The organism is Chamaesiphon sp. (assembly GCF_041738855.1).
GTDB lineage: Bacteria > Cyanobacteriota > Cyanobacteriia > Cyanobacteriales > Chamaesiphonaceae > Chamaesiphon.
Genome location: NZ_JBGSPA010000081.1, coordinates 1 through 23,078, shown reverse-complemented (window position 1 = coordinate 23,078; position 23,078 = coordinate 1). Strand labels below are relative to the sequence as shown.

The 23,078-nt window shown below is 45.5% G+C and carries 20 protein-coding genes, 1 tRNA gene and 1 pseudogene; 11 read left to right on the top strand and 11 right to left on the bottom strand.

The genetic code is table 11. The features are described 5' to 3' along the window. Positions 1 to 213, top strand: a pseudogene (locus ACEW9I_RS08255) (hypothetical protein); the annotation flags it as partial. A 132-nt stretch (positions 214 to 345) separates the two neighbouring features. Then, a tRNA-Cys gene (locus ACEW9I_RS08250) sits at positions 346 to 417 on the top strand. 233 nt (positions 418 to 650) lie between these two features. On the opposite strand, the gene ilvD is transcribed toward ACEW9I_RS08250, so the two are convergent. Continuing rightward, entirely contained in the window at positions 651 to 2,336 is a 1,686-nt protein-coding gene (ilvD, locus tag ACEW9I_RS08245) for a dihydroxy-acid dehydratase (protein ID WP_373539875.1), read from the bottom strand. 226 nt (positions 2,337 to 2,562) lie between these two features. Between ilvD and ACEW9I_RS08240 the strand changes: the two genes are divergently transcribed. Next, the gene (locus ACEW9I_RS08240) at positions 2,563 to 3,279 is read left to right on the top strand and encodes a 1-acyl-sn-glycerol-3-phosphate acyltransferase (RefSeq protein ID WP_373539874.1); all 717 of its coding nucleotides are present in this window, start codon (positions 2,563 to 2,565) and stop codon (positions 3,277 to 3,279) included. Between the two features lie 30 nt (positions 3,280 to 3,309). Beyond that, positions 3,310 to 3,444: a hypothetical protein gene (locus ACEW9I_RS08235; protein ID WP_373539873.1), complete on the top strand. Its 135-nt coding sequence runs from the start codon at positions 3,310 to 3,312 to the stop codon at positions 3,442 to 3,444. Between the two features lie 8 nt (positions 3,445 to 3,452). Here ACEW9I_RS08235 and ACEW9I_RS08230 read toward each other — a convergent pair whose 3' ends face one another. Both ACEW9I_RS08230 and rlmD read right to left on the bottom strand, forming a co-directional pair. After that, entirely contained in the window at positions 3,453 to 3,899 is a 447-nt protein-coding gene (locus tag ACEW9I_RS08230; RefSeq protein ID WP_373539872.1) for an ATP-binding protein, read from the bottom strand. A gap of 652 nt (positions 3,900 to 4,551) precedes the next feature. After that, entirely contained in the window at positions 4,552 to 6,147 is a 1,596-nt protein-coding gene (gene rlmD, locus ACEW9I_RS08225) for a 23S rRNA (uracil(1939)-C(5))-methyltransferase RlmD (RefSeq protein WP_373539871.1), read from the bottom strand. 146 nt (positions 6,148 to 6,293) lie between these two features. Here rlmD and ACEW9I_RS08220 point away from each other — a divergent pair, with 146 nt between their 5' ends. Then, the gene (locus tag ACEW9I_RS08220) at positions 6,294 to 9,263 is read left to right on the top strand and encodes an NACHT domain-containing protein (protein WP_373539870.1); all 2,970 of its coding nucleotides are present in this window, start codon (positions 6,294 to 6,296) and stop codon (positions 9,261 to 9,263) included. A 2-nt stretch (positions 9,264 to 9,265) separates the two neighbouring features. On the opposite strand, the gene ACEW9I_RS08215 is transcribed toward ACEW9I_RS08220, so the two are convergent. Then, entirely contained in the window at positions 9,266 to 10,891 is a 1,626-nt protein-coding gene (locus tag ACEW9I_RS08215; protein WP_373539869.1) for a CHAT domain-containing protein, read from the bottom strand. A 260-nt stretch (positions 10,892 to 11,151) separates the two neighbouring features. On the opposite strand from ACEW9I_RS08215, the gene ACEW9I_RS08210 reads away from it, so the two are divergent. Both ACEW9I_RS08210 and ACEW9I_RS08205 read left to right on the top strand, forming a co-directional pair. Next, on the top strand, positions 11,152 to 11,457 hold the full coding sequence (locus tag ACEW9I_RS08210) for a hypothetical protein (protein ID WP_373539868.1): 306 nt from the start codon (positions 11,152 to 11,154) through the stop codon (positions 11,455 to 11,457). A gap of 331 nt (positions 11,458 to 11,788) precedes the next feature. Next, a complete protein-coding gene (locus ACEW9I_RS08205; RefSeq protein ID WP_373539867.1) occupies positions 11,789 to 12,535 on the top strand; it encodes a phycobilisome rod-core linker polypeptide in 747 nt (248 codons plus the stop codon). A gap of 109 nt (positions 12,536 to 12,644) precedes the next feature. Here ACEW9I_RS08205 and ACEW9I_RS08200 read toward each other — a convergent pair whose 3' ends face one another. The 3 genes from ACEW9I_RS08200 to thyA all read right to left on the bottom strand — a co-directional run bounded on the left by ACEW9I_RS08200 (position 12,645) and on the right by thyA (position 14,856). Then, complete coding sequence (locus ACEW9I_RS08200; protein WP_373539866.1) at positions 12,645 to 13,181, bottom strand: cytidine/deoxycytidylate deaminase family protein; 537 nt, start codon at positions 13,179 to 13,181, stop codon at positions 12,645 to 12,647. A gap of 155 nt (positions 13,182 to 13,336) precedes the next feature. Then, complete coding sequence (locus tag ACEW9I_RS08195; protein WP_373539865.1) at positions 13,337 to 13,903, bottom strand: dihydrofolate reductase; 567 nt, start codon at positions 13,901 to 13,903, stop codon at positions 13,337 to 13,339. 17 nt (positions 13,904 to 13,920) lie between these two features. Further along, positions 13,921 to 14,856, bottom strand: a complete 936-nt coding sequence (gene thyA, locus ACEW9I_RS08190; protein ID WP_373539864.1) for a thymidylate synthase — start codon at positions 14,854 to 14,856, stop codon at positions 13,921 to 13,923. Positions 14,857 to 15,312: 456 nt separating this feature from the next. Here thyA and ACEW9I_RS08185 point away from each other — a divergent pair, with 456 nt between their 5' ends. Both ACEW9I_RS08185 and rnc read left to right on the top strand, forming a co-directional pair. Continuing rightward, a complete protein-coding gene (locus ACEW9I_RS08185) occupies positions 15,313 to 15,537 on the top strand; it encodes an HNH endonuclease (RefSeq protein WP_373539863.1) in 225 nt (74 codons plus the stop codon). 105 nt (positions 15,538 to 15,642) lie between these two features. After that, on the top strand, positions 15,643 to 16,323 hold the full coding sequence (rnc, locus tag ACEW9I_RS08180) for a ribonuclease III (protein WP_373539862.1): 681 nt from the start codon (positions 15,643 to 15,645) through the stop codon (positions 16,321 to 16,323). Between the two features lie 54 nt (positions 16,324 to 16,377). On the opposite strand, the gene ACEW9I_RS08175 is transcribed toward rnc, so the two are convergent. After that, the gene (locus tag ACEW9I_RS08175) at positions 16,378 to 16,626 is read right to left on the bottom strand and encodes a type II toxin-antitoxin system ParD family antitoxin (RefSeq protein WP_373539861.1); all 249 of its coding nucleotides are present in this window, start codon (positions 16,624 to 16,626) and stop codon (positions 16,378 to 16,380) included. Positions 16,627 to 16,717: 91 nt separating this feature from the next. Then, the gene (locus tag ACEW9I_RS08170; protein WP_373539860.1) at positions 16,718 to 17,314 is read right to left on the bottom strand and encodes a dUTP diphosphatase; all 597 of its coding nucleotides are present in this window, start codon (positions 17,312 to 17,314) and stop codon (positions 16,718 to 16,720) included. Positions 17,315 to 17,548: 234 nt separating this feature from the next. Between ACEW9I_RS08170 and bchL the strand changes: the two genes are divergently transcribed. Together bchL and ACEW9I_RS08160 are read left to right on the top strand one after the other, a co-directional pair. Next, on the top strand, positions 17,549 to 18,415 hold the full coding sequence (gene bchL / locus ACEW9I_RS08165) for a ferredoxin:protochlorophyllide reductase (ATP-dependent) iron-sulfur ATP-binding protein (RefSeq protein ID WP_373539859.1): 867 nt from the start codon (positions 17,549 to 17,551) through the stop codon (positions 18,413 to 18,415). Positions 18,416 to 18,625: 210 nt separating this feature from the next. Continuing rightward, on the top strand, positions 18,626 to 20,029 hold the full coding sequence (locus ACEW9I_RS08160; RefSeq protein ID WP_373539858.1) for a ferredoxin:protochlorophyllide reductase (ATP-dependent) subunit N: 1,404 nt from the start codon (positions 18,626 to 18,628) through the stop codon (positions 20,027 to 20,029). A gap of 116 nt (positions 20,030 to 20,145) precedes the next feature. Here ACEW9I_RS08160 and ACEW9I_RS08155 read toward each other — a convergent pair whose 3' ends face one another. Continuing rightward, positions 20,146 to 21,609, bottom strand: a complete 1,464-nt coding sequence (locus tag ACEW9I_RS08155) for a leucine-rich repeat domain-containing protein (protein ID WP_373539857.1) — start codon at positions 21,607 to 21,609, stop codon at positions 20,146 to 20,148. 643 nt (positions 21,610 to 22,252) lie between these two features. Then, positions 22,253 to 23,078 (bottom strand): hypothetical protein (locus ACEW9I_RS08150; RefSeq protein ID WP_373539856.1); only part of this gene is annotated, 826 nt, incomplete at its 5' end.

The window sequence follows — 23,078 nt, the reverse complement described above, 5'->3', positions numbered from 1 at the left end:
AGCTCCGTCAGTGGTTGGATGAGCGACTTTGTAAGTTCTCGCGGCTTGACCCCAGAAACCGTCGTCGGCAATCTTCGCAACTTTGTAGACATCACCGATGATAAGCTTGATTATCTAGGTGCATTTCTGGATGTGAGCACCAACTATTACGCCCACACAGGGACTCAGACGTTAGCCCGACGCCTGATCGAACGCGCCGCTGCCGAAATCTAAGCTAACTCTCGATCGGGTACCCCGCCGTGTGCGGAATGCTCTAGATCTAGAAGGTGCAAGAGATCGACCCCTATTTCCGGTCGATCTCTTGCCTTGCGACTAAAACTTGGTATAATAACAATCTAGACTTAAGGCAGCATAGCCAAGTGGTAAGGCAGAGGTCTGCAAAACCTCCATCCCCCAGTTCAAATCTGGGTGCTGCCTTCGATCGAAACCTCGCAACAAGCGGGGTTTTCGTGTTTCTATCGATCGTTAGAACTTAGTCTGGTTGGGATAAATCTTTCAGATAATCGGGTCTATTGGGGTACCTTTAGGGTAGAGCCTTGGGTCAAAAATAGTATTTTTGTCCAAATGCCAATGTCTAAAGCTTAGGCTGGTACCCCTCCCGAGTGGGGATTCCCCCGCTCCCCTGTAGGATAATAGGCTCTATGGTTACCCTAGAACAGATTCATGTCTGTCACGGCACCGAGACTACTCGACGAAACCAACTTCGCATATTTACCCAAGATTCCGGTTTTGTAGCGTGGTGCTGGTGCTCGCCAATTGGCTCGACGCGCGGCTAATTCGGCATCCGCAACATTTAACTGTAGTAGCCGCTGAGGAGCATCGATCGTGATACTATCGCCTTCATGTACCAGTGCGATCGTCCCGCCGACATAGGCTTCAGGCGCGACGTGTCCGACTACCATGCCATAGGTACCGCCAGAAAAGCGTCCATCGGTAATTAATGCCACGCTATCGCCCAAACCAGCACCGATAATAGCTGAAGTAGGCGCGAGCATTTCTCGCATCCCTGGGCCGCCTTTAGGGCCTTCAGAGCGGATGACGATGACATCACCAGCGACGATCTTGCCAGCGAGAATGGCATCGAGACAGTCTTCCTCGGATTCAAATACACGCGCGGGGCCAGTAATTACGGGTGTTTTGACGCCAGTAATCTTCGCAACTGCGCCTTCGGTGGCGAGATTGCCTTTGAGAATGGCGAGGTGTCCCTGGGCATACATGGGATTGTCCCATTGACGGATGACATCTTGGTCGGTGCGAGGGGTGCTGGGGACATCAGTGAGGACTTCGGCGACGGTTTGACCGCTAATCGTCAGTGCGTCGCCATGAAGTAAACCCTGCTCTAGTAAAATTTTCATGACTTGGGGGATGCCGCCAGCTTGATGTAAATCGGTGGCGACGTATTTACCAGAGGGTTTGAGATCGCAGATCACGGGGACTTTGCCACGAATCACTTCAAAATCATCGATCGATAGGGGTACACCGATCGTCCGAGAGATCGCTAGCAGGTGCAGTACGGCATTGGTAGAGCCACCGACTGCCATAATTACCGCAATCGCGTTTTCAAAGGCTTTCCTGGTCAATATTTGGGTAGGTAGGATCTGGTTTCTGACGGCTTCGACGAGGACGTAAGCAGATTTCTCGGTACTAATGGCTTTTTCTTCATCTTCAGCCGCCATCGTGGAGGAGTAGGGGATGCTCATCCCCATCGCTTCGATCGCGGATGACATGGTATTGGCAGTAAACATCCCCCCGCAGGAACCCGCGCCAGGACAAGCCTTTTGCTCGATCGCGGTAAGTTCCGCCATGTCGATTTTACCCGCGCTGAACTGTCCGACGGCTTCAAAGGAACTGACGACAGTGAGATCTTTGCCGTTGTGATGTCCGGGCTTAGTTGTCCCCCCATAGACAAAAATCGCGGGAATATTCAGTCGTGCGATCGCGATCATTGCCCCTGGCATATTTTTATCACAGCCACCGATCGCCAGAACCGCATCCAAACTCTGTCCGTTACAGACAGTTTCGATCGAGTCGGCAATCACTTCGCGCGATACGAGGGAATATTTCATCCCCTTGGTACCCATCGAAATGCCATCGCTGATCGTGATCGTCCCAAACATCTGGGGCATCGATCCCGCCGCTCTGAGCGCAGCCTCAGCGCGGAGTGCGAGTTTATTAATTCCCATATTGCAGGGAGTGATCGTACTATAACCATTTGCCAAACCGACGATCGGCTTGGTAAAATCATTATCCCCAAAGCCAACGGCACGAAGCATCGCCCTGTTGGGAGAGCGTTGTACGCCCTGAGTAATAGCTTGACTGCGTTTGTTGTCTGACATAAATTTTTTTAAACTCGATCTTCCTAGAAACGGCTGCACTTCTTCGCGCTATTGTCTTTTAACGGCTGCTGTTAGTGTCTATCTATTCTACGGGGTATTTGAATCCACAGAGGCAAATTAAGTTGTTAATTTGTGGCAATTAAATAACTGTCATGTAGATTTTCTCTTACGCTCTCCCATTTGGGTAAAGTAGGAATATCTGAATCGATCGCACACTTTAACTGCTATGGCTGGCTCCGAACTCACCAATCCTAAATCTGACAATTCCAGTCAACCCGTCCAATCGCGAGTTTCGCCGTGGTTGACCAAAATTATTCATCCCCTCGGTCGATATATCGTTCTTCCTGGCTTCTTTCGCGAGATTGAAATCCAAGGCGAAGAATACACTCCCCACACAGGTGCTGTAATTCTCGCACCCACTCACCGGACTCGATGGGATGCACTGCTGATTGCCTATGCTATTGGGCCATATGTCACGGGTAGAAGTTCGAGAATTATGGTGACTGCTGATGAAATGAAAGGAATTCAAGGCTGGTTCTTACGAAGATTGGGATGCTTTGAGATCGATACCACCAAGCCTAGTCTAGCCGTTATTCGTCATAGTATCGAGTTGCTGCATCAAGGCGAAATGCTCACAATTTTCCCTGAAGGTAATCTCATTCGCGATCGGACTTTGCATCCGCTTGAGCAAGGGTTGGCTCGGATTGCAACGCAAGCGGTGTCCTTAAAGCCAGCTCTAGATCTCAAGATTATTCCAATTAATCTCGACTATGAGCATCCCTATCCCAAATTTCGCGATCGCGTTACCATCGAACTTGGCAAACCACTACAGGTCAACGACTATCAACAATTTTCTAGTAAAACTGGTGCTAAAAAACTCCACCAAGATCTGACTCAATCTTTGGAAGATTTGATGCAGCGATCTCTGCACACTTCAACTTAAAATAACTAAGTAGATCTCTAGAAACTCGCGATGATTGCATCACCACAGTTTGACTATCTCAGCCCCACCGACTACCTGCATCTCGAAGAACATAGCGATCTCTACCCAGATGCGATCGTAACTTACGACGAGCGAGACAAATCTAACAGCAATTACAAGCAGTAAACTTCGGGCTATTGCAATAGTGGTTCGCGCTCGATCTGGGCGGATAGTTGCTTGCACAGTGAGACTTCAGTACCTTGACGATTCCAGACTACGCGATCGAAGATTTGATGTAACAAAAACATTCCGCGTCCCGACTCTGATTCTACATGGGGTAGATTATTTTCGGGTAACTCTTGCCGAATGCGATCGGGCGGTTCAAATCCACTACCTTCATCAGAGACGATCCACCAATAAGCACCCTCTTCAAAACAAAAACGGACAATAACCTGCTTGTGTGGATCGAGGTTATTTCCGTGTTTGGCGGCGTTTACTAACGCCTCTTGGAGTCCTAGTCTAATTTCTGCGTGCCATTTGCCTGGGACGAGCGACAATAGGCTATCGAGAATCGGACATAAAAACAGGGTTGAGGAAAAACTTACTTTATCCCACTCAGACTTCACTGGACTTAATACCATAGCAACCTTTCAATCCCCTTGGGGCACTTTTGCTGGATTACAATCGCCTACTGTGCTGAGACAGTATGGCTTGAGATTCTCGATTGGAGAAACCGTACCAATGCGAGCTGAAGAATATCTATCGATCGGGAGTATCTACTCCTTTTGATAGAGAGAAGATCGCGCTCTTACCTTCCATTGTAATTAGAAAATAGCTGTTAGTCTAGGCAATCTCGGGTAGTATCAGTACATAAAATTACTACTATTGGCTGATACGTAGGCAAATTTAGCCAGATTTTGGGTCAGATCGATACATCATAGTTACTTTTACTTAGAAAATGAAGGTAAATGTGTAGTCTGCTAGTAAGTGCGACCGGATGCTGGTGTGTTACGAATCGCGCCCAACACCCCTACATCAACTTAGGAATGAGGATTAAACAACCTACAATTCTAAATTGAACTTGTGATGGTGCGTTACGCTGTCTTGATTCGCTAAACCCTCGGGGAACCCGTAGACGAGCGAAGCGAGGCGTGTCGAAGACGGAGCGCGAATCGCTCCGCTAACACACCGTACTTTTGCACTTTATTTAATCCCCATTCCTTAGCTACTCATTTAGGATTAGAGACGAGCGTAACGCAATCCAAGTGCCTAAAATCGAGGTCGCAATTTGTGCTACTCAGCAGCTAATGCTACCGGACTCGGAGCTGATGCGACACTACGGGTCAAAAAAGCTACGCATTCGACATGGGCGGTTTGGGGGAAGAAGTCCGCAGGTTGAACGTGGGTGAGCTGATAGTTGCCTTGTTCGCAGAGGATTTGTAAATCGCGGGCGAGAGTTGCGGGTTTGCAACTGATATAGATGATTTGCGCGGGCTGCATGGCGGTGAGGGCGTCGAGCACGGCGCGATCGCAACCCGTGCGGGGCGGATCGAGGAGGACGACATCGGCGACGATTTCTAGCTCTGGCAGCAATTCTTCTACTTCACCTGTCCGAAATTCGACGTTATTGATACCATTGAGCCGTGCATTCGATCGCGCCTGTACCACTGAGGCACTATGGACTTCGATCCCGACGACGCGCTTGACTCGTTTGGATAATGGGAGCGTGAAAGTACCGATCCCACAATAAGCGTCGATCAGAGTTTCAGTACCCGTGAAGCCAGCGCGATCGATAATCAGATTCAAGACGGCTTCGGCTTGCTCGGTGTAGATTTGGAAGAAAGTATCAGCTTTGAGTTGAAATTGGAGGTTGCCAAAAGTCTCGCAGATATATTCGCGCCCAGCAATGCAACGAGTTTCGGTACCAACAATATTATTGGTTGGTTGCTCATTGAGATTGAGACAGACACCGACGAGTTTGGGATACCGCTGCATCCAGCGTTGTGCTTGCCCCTCAATATCTGGAATATTCAAATCAGTGACTACTAGGGTGAGCAGTATTTCACCCGTCCGCCGCCCGATCCGCAGTAATAGATGCCGAAATTTGGGACGATCGTCATGGATTTCGGTGACGTTGGTAACCATCGGACGGTTGCGGAGCTTGGGTTTGGAGATGCCGCGATCGGTGACACCCGCATCTTCATACTGGCTGACGATGATTTGGACGCCAGTGCGACGCGATCCTGGTTCTCTGGCTCCTTTGCTCTCTGGCTGATATATTTGCCAGCCCCGATCTTGGATATCCTGTTTGATTTCGGCGAGGAGCGGGTTGAGCCGTTCGTCTTGGACAGGACATTGATTGATGTTGACGATCTGATGGGTACCTTTGCGATAGTAGCCAGCTTTGACATTCCCTGAGTCGCTGACGCCGAGGGGATATGTAACTTTGTTGCGATAAGCAAAATTGCCCTGTGCGCCGACAATTGGCGCGACGGGAGGCTCGGCAAATTTACCAATCCGTTTGAGAGCTTGGATTACTTGATTTTCCTTGGCGGTGAGCTGATAGTCATAGTCGATATGTTGTAATTGACAACCCCCACACTTATCAGCCACGATACAACTAGGGCGTACGCGGTGGGGGGAAGCAGTGAGAATTTCGAGTAAGATCCCGTGCGAATACTGCCGTTTGACATTTACCAGTCTGGCACTCACTCGATCGCCTGTGACTGTATCGGGGATAAATACGACTCGATCGCCTACTCGCCCAACGCCTTCGCCACTTTCGCTGATATCGGTGATTTCAACTTCGACAATATCCCCTTGTTTCAAAAACTGTTGATGAACGGGTTGTTCGCTAGAAACATCAGGAGCCGAATTATCAGGAAACATGGTTGGTGGTGGCAGGTGAGCAATCTACTATCATAACAGCTATTTAGGAACTGAAGCAGACACTATTTTCTCTGGGCTGAGGATACTGGTGCGTTACCAACTATGGTAATGCCGCGAATTTAACTGTCAACTGTCAACTATCAGATATGCCGCGTCCTAATTATGGTAATGCAGTCAAACAACGTGCCACGCAGTTCTTCACTGTGTTGGTTGACTATGCCAATGATGAATTGGACTGCGATGAGCGTCAATTGACACAGCTTCAGCAAGAGATTCAACTGCATTGGCAAACTAACAGACGATGTGTCGTGCGGACGAAAGTTAGATATCTAGAACAGTTGATGAAGTTGGCTGGGCTGATACTGAGTGGTGAACAAATTAAGGAATCGATCAAATGTCTGACTGATTTTCTGGGCATTGTTGAAGATAACCGTGCTAGTAAAGGTGGCTCGGAAACTTGGCATTTTACGCTAAATCTCTGGTATGACAGATGCGATCGAGTCGCAAATATTCACAAGTTCGCAAGTGAATGGGATGCTTGTAGATCGCCTCAAAGTAAGCGTGATGAAGTGCAAACAGCCGCGCCTACAGATGACTGGCTGGAACTAGTACGATCGAGTCTTGCTACTCAACAATATCATCGGATTACGACTAATGCCTTGATGGGTGAAGATCGACTCAAATTTAGTCTCGATCGAGTCTATGTGCCGTTAGAATTGATGAAAAGACAGCGAGTGACTGTTTTTGATAGTCTAGGAGGAAATGATGGTGAGGATGAAGATATCGAGCCGAATACTCGTAACGATCTAACCGATGAAGCTGCACTGACTGTAGAGCAGTTATTAGCACAGCTCCTGAACAATTCTGCACCGAATCGTATTGCAATTATCGGCGAACCTGGTGCGGGTAAAACTACTTGCCTCCAAAAACTAGCAGCGGAATTACTCGATCGCGAATTGTTACCGATTTGGATTTCACTAGCAGATCTGCAAGGTGAAACTTTAGAACGCTATCTCCTCCAAGACTGGCTCAAAATCGCTACCCGCCAAATTGCGATCGATCCAAAATTACAGCGAGATTTTGTAGCCCAATTTCAGCGTGGGAGAGTCTGGTTACTATTGGATGCGGTTGATGAAATGGCATTTGATGCGAGTATTTCACTTGCCAATCTAGCGCGACAATTTCAAGGTTGGGTTGGTGGCGCACATATCATCTTGACATGTCGATCGAATGTCTGGGATAGTGGTAAAAACGCACTCGAAAACTTCACTACCTATCGCAATCTGAGTTTGAGCGATGGATATCATGGCGCGATCGTCGGCACAGTCACTCCCAGGGAGAATGGAGTGCGTCAATTTATTGAAGGTTGGTTTGGAGAACATCCCAATTTAGGCGGACAGCTCATAGTCGAACTCGCCCACCCTCAATATCAACGGTTACGCGATGCGATTAAAAATCCATTACGATTGGCTTTATTATGTCGGTATTGGTTTATTACTCAAGGCAAATTACCGAGTACTAAATCGAGCTTATACCAACAGTTTACCGATACGATCTATGAATGGAAACAGGATCGCTTTCCCACGAGCTTGTCTCAACGTCAACAGTTGAATCTTGGCTTGGGTGAATTAGCATTGCAAGCAATCCTCACACCGCCAAATGCCACTGACGATCGCTTAGTCCGATTTCGGCTACACCACCATACCATACTGGAACTCCTCGATCCAGATTTGCTCGAACTAGCTTTGCGACTGGGATGGCTGAACCAGGTGGGGATTTCGGCGACTACTGGAGCGAAGATTTATGCCTTTTATCACTCTACTTTTCAAGAGTACTTTGCCGCTCGATCGATCTCCGATTGGCACTATTTTTTAACTGAAGATCGAACTAGTCAATTACCAATTTTTAATCCCTATTGGCAGGAGACAATTTTGTTTTGGTTTGGGAGAGTTGATATTGCTAGTAGTGACAAGGAAGCATTTATCACAGCATTAATGAATTTCGATCCCAATCGGGGTGGATTCTATGCTTATCGTGCATATTTTCTCGCCGCTACGGCGATCGCCGAGTTTCCAGAATCAAATCATAGTCAGGAAATAATCGATCGCTTATTAAGATGGCGATTTGGTGAATTTATATCTACTCAAAATATCTGGCAATTTTACCCATTACCAGTTCAAGATGGAGCCAGAGTAGCACTCCGCAAAACCGATCGAGTAGCCGCAATTGCTGGCTTGGAAATCTTCATTCAAACTGTTACTAATCCCTTTTTAGCTTGGCAAGCTGCCCACAGTCTAGGTAAAGTATTCGATCCAGGTAATCCGATCGCCATTCAGATATTAACCAACTCGATCGATCTAGTCAATAGTAGCGATCTTCAAATTAAAATTTGCGAATCATTGAGTAGAATCGATCCTCAATATAATGCGAAAGCGATCGATAAACTAGTAGAAATTATTCATGCTCACAAAACAGCATCACTCACTCGCAAAGCTGCATTTACGCTTGGTAAATTAGCGATCGCTAACAGTCCACTATTCGAGCTAGCAGTTACCACCCTCGTTCGACTAATTGAAGTGGAACAAAATTCACCAAATCAGGTATTAAAGCAACGCGATAACCAAATTGCAGCATTAGAAAATCTGCGACAAATTGCCCCCAAACATCCGGCTGCTCAACAGCAATTTGGTAGAGATCGCACCTTACCGAGTAGCACCCGCAACCACCGCAAAAAAGTGGCGCATCAGCGCAATGTCAGTGTTGCCATTTCCGAACTCGAACAAAAACTAGCTACTGCCAAAAATGCTGAATCCCAACGTCGATACGCTCATCAATTAGCCAAATTCCAACCTGGACATCCATTGGCAGTTGAGGCATTATTAAAATTGATGTCTTCTATTCAGCCATCTAGCTTTTATAAACGTACTGGCGAATGCCTCAAAGAAGCAATATTAGATGAGCAATTAGCATTGGTAATTACGACCTTAAAACACAATCTTGTCAAAATCGGATCGGGCGATCGATCCGCTGCCACTTTAGAATGTTATAAACTACTATGGTATTGTGCCGAACAGCTACCTTATCAACAATTCATCGACATTTGCGATCGCCAATAACGCTAATTATGTCGTTCGCGTAGCGTCTCCAAGGGAGAATCGATCCTAAACTCTAAAATCTGTCCTTCCTCACTGCCAAATTTAAGCTGCATTCCTGACTCCAGCGGAAATTCCTGCGCGTGAACCTTCAGCCATTTACCCTCATTCGAGAGCACATAACTACCAAAGCGGGAAGTATCACGCAGATAATAGGTACCATTGGTCGGATCGGTCATCGATGCAGATCGATAGATGATTTCGCCATGACGTTGGGACACCCACGGCTCCACAACGACCAGATCGTTGTCGCTCGATCTACCGACTCGCATCAAGCCACCAGCGATCGGAAAATCAGGATGAGTATGGAAACTGAGCGATCGCACATAGGCAAGTGGCAGTGATTGTGGCACGAATGGAATCTCCGTAATCCCCTCCGCCAGCGGTCGGATCAATTCGCCATTGAACTCTGGGTGCATGTACAAGATCGGCAAAGTCCAAGCAGGTTGGTTGAATTTATATGAGATTAATAACTGCTGTCTGGCAATTGCCACCGCTTCATCGATGCTCATGCGGTGTGCTAGAGCCTGAGTAAATGTCTCAATAAAGCTGAGAGCCTCGCGATCGGCGATCGTGTCTCGCATCGCCAATACAGCAGGGACACCATAGTGAAGCAGCACTTCCGCCAGACTGCTGCGGGGGACTGCTTGCTGTTGATGTTGGTAAGGTTGCGCGCCCCAACAAGAGTTAAATACAGCTAACTTGACGCGACACCGCACGAGCAATTGCGCCAATTCCGTACCATTGATCCCACCGAGATCGTTGAGGATCAACAACCCGCCATCTGGCGCAGGCATCCCATGCCCAGCATAAAAAAATACATTGTACTGCTGGCTCTCTAGTTTGGCGATCGCTTCGTCGGCAGTGGGTTGCACCAGTGTATCGACCTGACAACTGGCAGGATTGAGCCGATTCGGGGGATTGAACCCGCTCGACATGGTATTTTGGAGTACTTGGGCGATCGTCGCTGATTCGCGGTGGAGATCGAGATGGGGACTACCAGGGATATTTTGACCGAGTACCAGCAGGATTCTAATCGATCGATCCAGTCGCTGGGGTGGTAACGGATCGACATCGCTATTGGTACGACTAAACAAGACCTGGCGATCGATCGACAGCGCAGGTTTCCCAGGCTGTGACTGGAGGATTTCCCAGGGCAATGAGATCGCATCGGGATCGCGGATTTCCAAGCGTAGACGCAGCGATTTGCCTTGACCGATCGCGATCCCCTGACTCTGAGCGAAAGCATTGCCCACTTGCTGACAAAATAACCACCGCCACAGCGCGATCCCCAGGTGTTGCATCAGGTTGGCACTGTAGACTTGCGGCTGCGGCGCATCGGCTGGCACGATCTGCTCAAAATCCAGATCCGGTAGATGCAAATCTTGGTGACAAGGCAGACAATACGGTCTACTCCCAGGACTAAATAGCCCTTGCCAAGCCAACCACAATTGGGACAGATCGATCGGCCAATGGCAATTTTCAATCACATAGCCGCCAGGATATGGTGCTTTGAGCACCCACACAGCATAGTTGTCCAGCGTGTTACCCAAGCGAGCAACTGCAATATTTAGAGAAGGATGTTCATCCACAGAGACAGAGACAATAAAATTAGGGGATGGGAAAGTGTGGCAGAGTTGAATTATCGATGGCTTCCAGTGTCATTATCGGCGATTTTTGTGCCAAAAGGCTATGCTTGCAGCTTGGACTAGATGCAGAATCGCTAGTGAAGATGGGGAAAGGGTAACGGGTAACGGGGAAAGGAACTAGGGCGTGCTATCTCTGAGTTGTAACGAGTTGCTCCAAAATCGCTATACTTGCACTGTATCGTTACTCGCAAACCATTCACCTTATGGGCATAATTGAATTACTGATCCTGCTGGGCTTGGGTGCTGGGACGGTCGGGTTTATAGGTAAGTCCAATCGACGTAAACGTCTAGAAGCAGCTTTCTACCAGTTATTGCGGCAACAGGATAGTCGGCTCTCCTTGATTCAGTTGATGGCGATTTCGCAGGTGAGTAGTCAGAGTGCCAAGATTTTTCTCGACGAACAGATGCGCTTGCTCAACGGCATCCCTGAGGTTGATGATGAAGGCGATACCTACTATCGGTTCCCCAAGTTGCAGCTCCCCCATGCAATTGTTAATGATGACTGGTAAGAGATCGGCTTTAGGTTTTAGGCTTTAGATTTTAGGTTTTAAGGGTGGATGGTGGACGGTGAATGGTGGATGGTGAATTATGAATAATGCTTGAACTATTCCCAAGTCCCCCAGTCTCCCAGTCCCCCAGTCCCCCGTCCTCTTATCTTGAGGAGCGAGACAAAAATGAGCCAGAGTGACACATTTGTAAATAGTCAGATAGTTGGTAGCTGTAAGGTTGAGTGAAAATTAAGGAATGTAATGTTTTCGACTCAGGGTCAAAGGTGGGTACCAGATCGGGATTATGATGAGAGAAATTTGTAAAGTTTCGTAAGAAGAGAACTTTAAATATATGCCTATTCCATTATTAGAATACATCCCCTCGTCGCAGAATACCCGCGTCAAGGGCTATGAAGTGCCTGGGGACGAGCAGCCCAGAATCTTTTCGACCGATAACTTGCTATCCTCCAGTCAGATTACCGACCTGATCGAAGCTGCTTATCGTCAGATATTTTTTCATGCGTTTGCATCCGATCGCGAGAAGTTCTTGGAATCCCAGCTACGGAGCGGACAAATCACCGTCCGCGACTTCATCCGAGGCTTGTGCTTATCCAATACCTTTACCAATAGCTTCTACAACCTCAACAGCAACTATCGGTTCGCCGAACATTGCGTGCAAAAGGTGCTAGGACGCGACGTATACAACGAAGCTGAGAAAATTGCTTGGTCGATCGTTATTGCTACCAAAGGTCGTGCTGGCTTCATCAACGACCTACTCAACAGCGATGAGTACCTAGAAAACTTCGGTGACAACATCGTCCCCTTCCAACGTCGGCGGGTATTGCCTTCCGGTGCTAGCGAACTCCCCTTCAACATCAAATCTCCCCGCTACGACGCCTATCACCGCCGCCAACTAGGATTCCCCAAAGCTTCCTGGCAAGCTGCCGTTCGTGGGTACAAAGCTCAAGAGAAACAGCCCAAAGCAGGCGATCCCTCGCTGTATCTGTCAATGGCGAAAAGCCTCGGTTCGGTTGGCAATCAACCCCAATCGATCTCTGCTTACAATCTTGACTATCTCAATCTCGTCCCTCGTCGCTAACCTCTTAGTGTTGGCTGATTAAAGTAATCTAGAGGTTTTCGGTTTGTTGCTTTGCCTGATGGTTGAGCGATCGATCGAGAGCCTCTTTTGTAATATTATGCGATCGCAACTATCCACAAGTTTCTACCGATGTCGGATTGAGTAAAAATGCCGCCGAACGCTGCGCTGTTGCTTCAGACACCTGAATTTGAATCAGTTCGATCGAACTATCTGCCAATAAGAAGTCACGAACTTGAATATTGTTGCCACTATTAAAAGTCGTCTCATAAAACACCTCTCTAATCCCCGCCGAAATAATTATTTTCAAACAAGACAAACAGGGTTCTAAAGTTACATAAATACTCGCACCATTAGTCGCAATCCCATGTTTTGCAGCTTGAGCGATCGCATTTGCTTCGGCATGTACAGAGCGAGAAGGCAGAATTTTACTAGCATTGCAAGCACTCAATTCAGGATAACAATATCCCTGCGTCGTACAATGTATCGAACCCGATGGAGAGCCATTATAACCTGTCGATAATACTTGGCGATCTTTGACAATTACCGAGCCAACAGGGAACGCTAAACAAGTAGATCTCGTAGCGGTTAATTTTGCCAGCATCATAAAATATTCATCCCAAGTCGGACGCGAAGAAATATCGTACATTAGGTTTTAGGTTTTAGGTTTTAGGCTTTAGGCTTTAGCGGATGCGCGATACGTAGGGTTCCCCAAGGGTTTAGCGCACCAAGCAGGCTTTAGGTGCAGGGTGTGTGGAGCGTAAGCCACCAGCTTGTAGGTGGGCACTACCCACCAGTCAAATATTAGTAAATTATTAAGGGCTTTGGTGTGTAAATTTGAAAGGTAAACGGATTTTTTCCTACCATTTTATCAGAAAAGCTATTGATAAAGTGAGGCGGCAGATATGGCTCAAATTTTCGATCGATCGATTCTGAACTTCGAGGAAAGAATGTGTCACAATCATAACTTCCTTCCAGACGAGAAAGATAGATAATATCGAGATCGATGAGGTTGAGTACCTGCTGATAAAGGTTGGCTCCACCACAATAAAATATTTTAGTATCTGTAGCTAACTCTACATCTTCACAATTAATATCGGTAGTAAAATTCAGCTCTGATGCTGGATATTTATCGGCAAATCTATCCCGATATTCAGCCGCTGCGGATGTCACGACAATATTTTGTCTACCTTTCAATGGTGCTTTGGATCGATCGAACATCCCATCGAAAGTCTTACGTCCCATCACGATCGTATTACCCATCGTCAGATTCATAAATAGTTTTAGATCCGCTGGATAGTGCCACGGCATATAGCCATCTTTACCAATACCACCATCTTGATCGATCGCTGCAATGAGAATTTTTTGCATTATTACTTAATTATTTGCTAGACTGCTACAGGTAATTTAATAAATGCACCATGTTGATAATTGACTAACTGAATCCGATCGATATCATCATAAGTCAGATCGAACATCGAGCGATCGCCCAATTGACTCAAATCTAATTGAGGTAATTCGTAAGTCTCGCGACTAGCATTACGATAAGGTTCGACATGATCGACATATATATGTGCGTCGGTAATCGAGTGATAAAAATCTCCAGGTGCAAGATTGACTTCTCGACAAATTAGTAATAAAAGTAATGAATAACAAGTTAGATTAAAAGGATTGCCCACACAATGATCTGACGATCGTTGTTGAAGATGTAAATTTAATTTACCACCTTGATAATTTAACGTAAAACTATGATGGCATGGCGGTAACTTACTTACAGTTGCATTCGGTGGATACCAAGCCGTAATGTGTAGTCTACGCGATCGAGGATTGCGCTTCAACTCATCAATTGCCCATCTTAATTGATCGAAGCATTGCAGAACTATATTCTTGTCAGCATCAATAATTAACTCGTGTCGATACTTGCTATCTGCTAAATTAACCAACGATTCACCATCACAAAGATAGTTACTATTATCGCGGCGAATTGGAGCCACATAATCAGGAACTGGATAATATCGCCAAAACCTACCATAAGCAGTTTCCAGATTACCATCAACATCACTCCAAGCATCCCAGATTTTAGTATGCTTTTGGAGATTGCGAATATGTGGTTCACCAGAGAGATACCAAATCATTTCTGTTACCAAACTCCGCCACTGAATCTTCTTGTGCGTCAAAATTGGGAAAGCTTCAGCAGTAACAGGTAGCCGATAGCTGAGTCCAAATAATGAGACTGTATCGGTACCCGTGCGGTTAGTTTCTCGCGTTCCTTCTGTGAGGATGCGATCGAGGATCTCTAGATATGTGCGATCGACTATGTTCATATCATGCCAAAGCTTACTATCTTACCATTCGATCGTCTCATGCGATCGTACCGCTAGAATGTACGCTAACGTAGAAACCCCGATGAGTGCGACTTTCCCCTGAAAATCCATTTTAAGTATTGACAAGTATAATTTCGTACCTTACTCTTGATTTATACAGATGAATATCAATGCTTAGATGTTCGTCTCATGGGCACTATCTCCGATTCTCACGCCAATGCTTACCCAGTATTCTGGTTTAGCGATTGTTTGAGACTATGATTTAGCTCCCAAGTAACCGCTGGTTCAGCATACTCGGTATGCGCTGGCGTGAGGCTTGGAGATAGTGCGCTTGAGACGGTTATTATTAGGCAACAATTAGATCGATCGCTCACACTACCTCTAATAGTGATAGTGAATTTCTATGCAGTTTTTGGCATTCATTTGTTAGTCATCTCTAACAAATAATCTCAATTTATGAATTCTAAGCAAAAACGATCGAAAACGGCTAGTCTCGTCAAAGACTTTGGATCTCAATGCTGGTGGTGTGGATGTAAGTTATCTCCAGATAAAATAACTCTAGATCACCTCAAACCTCAAAGTAAAGGTGGCTCTAATTCACTAGAAAATCTACGATTAGCTTGCTTTCATTGCAATAATTCTCGTGGGAATAGTCTTTATCCTCCTCAAAAGAAACGTTGATATCTTAAAAACTACTTGCTCACACAACGCAACTTTAGATCCTAGATTCCCGACTTCTTCAAGAAGTCGGGAATCTATTACCCACAAGTTTTAAAAAATCAGCTCGTGCATAAACTATTATTATTTAGTGATGAGAAACTACTTCGACAGGCACTCACTCACCGCTCCTACGCTCACGAACATCCTGACGAAACTAGCGACAATGAGCGACTAGAATTTTTTGGAGACGCTATTCTTACATTTATTAGCGGTGAATATTTATACCTTCTTCATCCCGAAATGGGCGAAGACGAAATGACTAGACGACGTGCTGCACTTGTAGAGGAAAAACAGCTTGCTAAATTTGCAAATGAGGTAGGATTAGACTTTAGAATGCGCTTAGGCGAAGGTTTAATTCGTGCTGGTGGTTATCACAGCGCAAACTTGCTGAGTAGTACTTTTGAAGCAGTTGTTGGAGCTTATTACTTAGACAAAGGTTGCGATCTTGAAGCTATTCGTCCCCTTATACATGAATTATTTGATGCTGTGCCTCAAGTAATTACGGCAACTCGCTCGACTGTAGATCCAAAAAATCAATTTCAAGCATTTGTCCAGGCTAATGGAGCAATAGCACCACCTAAATATATCACTGAAAAAAAAGGTGGCTCGGATCATAGTCCAGAATTTGTATCAAAGGTTTATGTCGGTGACAAATTCTGCGGTGAGGGTAAAGGACTTAGTAAAAAAGATGCCGAGAAACAGGCTGCTAAATCTGCTTTAGCAACGTTAAAAAAGGGGAATAGTTAGCTTGTTGTCGGAGATCTTGAGTCGCTCGGTTGCGAATGATTAATTCACGGCTCATTATCGCTCTCGTTCTCCATCGAAAATCGATGCCCGTAAGTTTGTCCAATATTCAGGGGTAATTGATTCGCTATCTGAATCTAGACCTTCTTGTAGCAAGTCTTTTATTTTAGCTCGATCGTCTTGCCGCTGACGATCCTGTTGCCCCAATCCTAAAAAATATTCTACTGCACTTGAGTAGATACCTGCTCGAATCTGAGCCTCAATATGCACCTGAAGATCTGCGGGAATATCAAGAATAACGTTCATAGTCAAAAGTTACTTGAGCTGTTTCTATTGTATGTCAATCCAGACTCGTAGGTTGGGTTGAGCCACGAAACCCAACCTACATACGGCTAATTTAAACGCCTGTATGTCCAAATCCACCCTTTCGTTCTCCCACCGTTGTCAATTGCTCTACTACCCGTTCCTGTGCCACACATACCTCTAGGAACATCACCTGCGCGATTCTTGCGCCATGACTAAATAGATGCAAATCCGCGCCATGATTGATCAGTCCAATTCCTACCCAGTCGGGATAGTGCTCGTCTACAATTCCTGGCGCGTTGATGACTGCGATCGCATTTTTGCACGCTAGACCACTTCTAGCGCACACCAGCATCGTCGCAATCTTGTCGGGTTGGTCGGTACTCAATCCGACCTTGAATCCGGCATTGACAATTTTCAGCTCACCTGGAGCGAGGCTAAAAAATCGGAGTTGCGGCTCGGATTGTTGCAATAAATCGAGTGTCAACTCAGTGGTGATTTCCTTACCATTAACATACACCGAACCCTGAGGATACTCGATCGAGAAACTACTCACAGTCGCTCGAAAGGACTCCCAGAAACTATCTGGAGGCATTGGCAAATAAGCCTTCACATCCAGAGCCGCCGACCTGTCTACGGCTCTGTGTGGTCTAAATCCTGGCTCGGCTAGTACGTATTCAACTGAAATCACACGATTAGGCTCACATCAATTCTGGCTCTACACTTTATCAATTTTTGTTACACTCGCTTGCTCAAAACTTAACTAATTTTTACATAAACAATCCTCAAAATTTCCGATCCAGATCGAATTGTAAATTTTCGCCCATTTCCGCGAAACTTAGTTAATAATGCTAAACGTAGCAGAAATTATTATAGATATTCATTCTTGTTTGACATCACACAACGTATTGGAGACTAGCAGAGCGTGAAACTGGCAGTATATGGCAAAGGTGGGATTGGAAAATCTACCACTAGTTGCAACATCTCCGTCGCATTAGCAAAACGCGGCAAAAAAGTATTACAAATTGGGTGTGACCCCAAGCATGATAGTACCTTTACCCTAACTGGGTTCTTGATTCCGACGATCATCGATACACTTCAGGAAAAAGACTATCACTACGAAGATGTCTGGCCGGAAGATGTCATCTACAAAGGTTATGGTGGCGTGGATTGCGTCGAAGCTGGTGGGCCTCCTGCTGGTGCTGGTTGTGGTGGTTATGTAGTAGGAGAGACAGTTAAGCTGCTCAAAGAATTAAATGCTTTTGACGAGTACGACATTATTTTATTCGATGTACTTGGCGATGTGGTGTGCGGTGGTTTTGCTGCACCTCTAAATTACGCTGACTACTGTTTGATTGTGACTGACAACGGTTTTGATGCTTTATTCGCTGCCAATCGGATTGCCGCATCGGTACGCGAGAAAGCGCGGACGCATCCATTACGATTGGCTGGTTTAATTGGCAATCGGACTTCCAAGCGGGACTTAATCGATAAGTATATCGAGACAGTACCAATGCCTGTGTTGGAAGTGTTACCACTGATTGAAGATATTCGGATCTCTCGCGTCAAGGGCAAGACTCTGTTTGAAATGGCAGAATCCGATCCTTCGTTGGAATATGTCTGTGATTATTATCTGAATATCGCAGATCAAATTCTGGCATTGCCTGAAGGTGTGGTACCGAATGATACGCCAGACAGAGATCTGTTTGCGCTGTTATCTGATTTCTATCTCAATCCAGTTGAGCCGAAGGCTCAGGATAATAGTGAGAAACAGGATCTGATGATGGTGTAAGAGTGAGTGGCGGGGATCTAACCCACCCCGCCCGTTGGGCACCCCTCCCAAGAGGGGATTTCCCGCGCAAGGATTTGTAGGGGCGGGTTTATGCTAGTGACATCGAATGTAACGATAACTATCGTACAAACCCGCCCTCACGCACTGTTAACCTACAGACTGCGTATTGCTTCAATTATAAAAAATAAAATTATATAGAGAGGATAATATATGACTGTTGCAGCAGAGCCACAGGCGTTAAACTTTGAATGCGAAACCGGAAATTATCACACATTCTGCCCGATTAGCTGCGTTGCGTGGCTATACCAAAAAATCGAAGATAGCTTCTTCCTCGTAATTGGCACTAAAACTTGCGGCTACTTCCTCCAAAATGCGATGGGCGTAATGATCTTCGCAGAGCCGCGCTACGCAATGGCGGAATTGGAAGAAGGCGATATCTCCGCCCAGCTCAATGACTATGCCGAACTCAAACGTTTGTGCGAACAGATCAAAAGAGATCGCAACCCCAGCGTAATTGTTTGGATTGGTACCTGTACCACCGAAATCATCAAAATGGATTTGGAAGGATTGGCTCCCCGTCTGGAAGCGGAACTGGGAATTCCGATCGTTACAGCCCGCGCCAATGGTTTAGACTACGCCTTTACCCAAGGTGAAGATACCGTTCTCGCAGCAATGGCGGCGCGGTGTCCTGAAAAGGCTCCTGTCGCTCAGGAAGACAAAGACGAGCGGAATGCGATCTCCAAACTGATGAACTTCGGGCGCAAGCAAGAAGATGTCAAAGTTTCCGACTCCGAATATAAAGATCATCCCCCACTAGTATTATTCGGTTCCTTACCAGATCCTGTCGTTACTAACCTGACACTAGAGCTGAAAAAACAAGGTATCAAAGTCTCTGGCTGGCTTCCCGCAAAACGCTTCACCGAGCTACCCGTACTCGAAGAAGGTTACTACGTTTGTGGCGTGAATCCCTTCCTCAGTCGTACCGCTACCACACTGATGCGCCGTCGTAAGTGTAAACTAATTGGCGCACCATTCCCGATCGGCCCTGACGGAACCCGCGCCTGGATTGAGAAAATCTGTTCGGTATTTAATATCGAACCTCAAGGCTTGGACGAACGCGAAGCGCAAATCTGGGAAGGCGTGGAAGAATACGTCAAACTGATTCGCGGTAAATCTGTCTTCTTCATGGGCGACAATCTCCTGGAAGTTTCAATGGCGCGGTTCTTGATTCGCTGTGGGATGACAGTCCAAGAAATCGGCATTCCATACATGGATAAACGCTACCAAGCAGCCGAACTCGCCCTACTCGAAAAAACCTGTCGGGAAATGAATTCGCCATTACCAACCATCATGGAGAAACCCGACAACTATAATCAGTTGCAACGGATTTACGCCCAAAAACCCGATTTAGTAATTACGGGAATGGCTCATGCGAATCCGCTGGAAGCACGGGGAATTACGACTAAATGGTCGGTAGAGTTTACGTTCGCCCAAATGCACGGTTTCACTAATTCTCGCGATATTTTGGAATTGGTAACTCGTCCATTGCGCCGGAACGAAAATCTCAAGGATCTCGGTTGGGAGAAATTAGTCAGAGACGAAGCGATAGTCTAAATTAGTTAATAATCAAACGTTAAAAACCGAGCCTATGAATAAGCTCGGTTTTTGAATGACCTAAATCTATCTATTACTAGTAACTAGTGGAGAAGTGTAAAATAAGTTTTCTCAGCCTACGGCTTCTGGCACTTAGATTCTGGTTTAACCGGACAATTCTTGACAGTAGTTGGATTGCCATTAATATTTAATATTTGTAAGTTACTCAACACAGATAGTGGCTGTACATTAGAAATTTGATTGCGATATAAGAATAGAAAGCGTAGATTCGACAATCTACTTATCGGTTTAATATCAGTAATTTGATTACTATTGAGACTGAGGTATTCCAATTTGGTTAAGCTAGACAATGGTTCCACATTGCTAACTTCATTGTTGTCAAGCCTTAGCTCGCATAAATCTGTCAATTTAGCTAATGGTTCTAGATTCTTTATTTGATTTTGGTATAAATTCAGTTCTGGTTTACATGTCCTAAAGTCAGGATTAGTTTTGAAAATATTCATTTTAGTAAGTGGTTCTACATCGACAATCTTGTTATTATCTACTTGAATACTTGTCAAGTTGTTGAGATTGGCTAAGGCTTGAATATCGACAATCTTATTATTACTTACATCGAGAGAAAGCATCTTGTCTAGTTTCGCTAATACTTGAATATCGACAATGTTATTCTCGCTAATTTGAAGAGTTTTTAGCCTTCTCAATTTTGCCAAAGCTTTTATGTCAATTATTCGATTTTTGTTAAGATATAAAGAGGTTAGCTTTCTCATATTGGTAAGTGGATTTAGATTGTTGATTCGATTTTCATTGAGGGACAAACTTTCTACTTTAGTTAGATTGGTAAGTGGATTTAGATCATTAATTTGATTTTTATCGAGATACAAAAATCTTATTTTAGTTAGATTGGCAAGTGGGCTTAGATCGACAATTTTATTTTCACCGACAGACAAGCTTGTTAATCTGTTTAGATTGGCAATTACTTTTATATTAGTAATTTGATTGGCGAACGCTGTTAGATCGGTTAATGTAGTTAATTTTCCAAGTGGTTCAAGGTTGCTTATTTTATTACCATAGATATCAAGTTCAGACAACTTGCTCAGGTCAGATAGTGGAGTTAGATCGGCAATCTCATTGCCACTGATTTTAAGAACAGTCAAATTCTTTAGCCCAGACAATGGCTTTAGATTGCTGATTTTATTATTGCTCAAGTCGAGTTTTTTTAATTTTGTGAATCCAGCCAATGGTCTTAAATCTTCTATGGTACCTCGCACGGAAGATCCACTACCAAAGATACCAAAGTTGTGGCCAATAGAACCGTCAAATAGTTTGAGTTCGGTAAGACTGCTCAATTTAGAATTAGCTATTTCACAGTCCTCTGTTTGAACTTTTTTCAGTAGCTCCAAAATTGTTTTTCTAGCACTATCAGATACTAAATTCTTTTTTTGACACCACTGAATAAAGTTTTCAGGTGTTGTTGATTCTACTGCATCGATTGGCGATCGATTAATTGGTGATAAATCGCATCCTGTGAATAAAAATGGAAATGTCAATCCAATTGCTATTATGACTTGTTTTCTCATCATTTGCAGTTAATAATGTAGATAACTGAAGATTTTCAAATTCTAGAACATACTTTTAATAAGTGAGATCGAATCTAATATATCAACCACTTTAATCGATCGACCATTAAATATAGGGTCTGTAGGGGCGGGTTTATGCAAATAATTATCGCTAAATTCGATCGATCTTAAACGAACCTGCCCATCTTCACTAGGATCGATCGATTGTGATAATTTGGGATGATGATGTTCGATCGATTGTCTGTAGGGTTGGGCGGGTTTGATTTAGATTTTTAGGATTATTCGTAAGTGATTTCATAAACCCGCCTCTACGAATTTGTGTGAGTGGAGGTTCGATCGAATCATTTCGATCGATTGTTAGGATTATCTAACTCGATCGCTAATCGATCGAATATTTGGCGGTACCGACTCGGACTGATGACCTTCCAATGCTGTTGGTAAAAATCTTTCTGGCCATCCCCTCGATCGATCCGAACCCAGTATTCAAAGCCTTGGTGCGGAACCTCGCCAACGTCGCTGAAGGCGGGGTTTTGTCGTTTTACTGCAATATCAGCAGGTCAACAACAAATGTTCCTAGCTGTATTTTACCTCACATCCGTGCAGCCCTTGTGGTATGTAAGGGAATTGAAATTAGACTGCGGCTGGCTTACTTCCAAGCATTCGGGGCGACGATTTTAGCACTACTATCGTCCAAATAAAATTCCGACACTGGCACCCCGCTCAATTCGCACCGGAGCGGTTCCACCATGCGCGTAAACGGATTCCACACCGCCGTTACCACCCGTCGTTGTTTTTTGCGAATCAACTCACAACTGATATGCACCGTCGGCAACTCAATCGCCAGCACGCTATGTAAAGACGCGACCACCTTCAGCGCGTACCTCGATTCCAAATCGGCTAATTTAGTCGCCAATTCCCGCTCGGTGGCGGAGATTCGGGCTAGTTCCTTGGCTTCATCCTCCCCGACTAAATGACGAGCGATAATCCGGTGGCGAATCTCTTGAGAGATGGTGCCATAGTAGCCATTCAACCGCTCCTGGTCTCTAGCTTTAGCTCTAGCTAACTTAGCTTGCCAATTGTGGAGATCGACATCGATTAACTCCGCCGCAGTGCGTTCGATTAACTGTGTCAACAGCGTCGCCGACTCTCCAGACATCGGAGCAAAGGATGTCACCGCCACCCGATCCGCTTCCCAAAATAAAGCATCCCCAATCGCCACCGGAGTCACCAGCGTCAACTCATTCACCAGAAACGACACCATGCCGATTCTTTTTTCATCGGCTTCGGCGGTATAAGCGACATGACACCAGAGATACCGCGTTGGGGCGGGTTTGGCATCCAGATAGCGAATCAGACCATTTTGGGGGGTCAGCGTTTGGAGCAGTTGTTTCTCAAAGCCAGTAGTTTTCAGATGTCCTTGGTAAGCAATCGAGATCGCACTCATCACCCCGCGCTGGTTTAATAAACTGCTA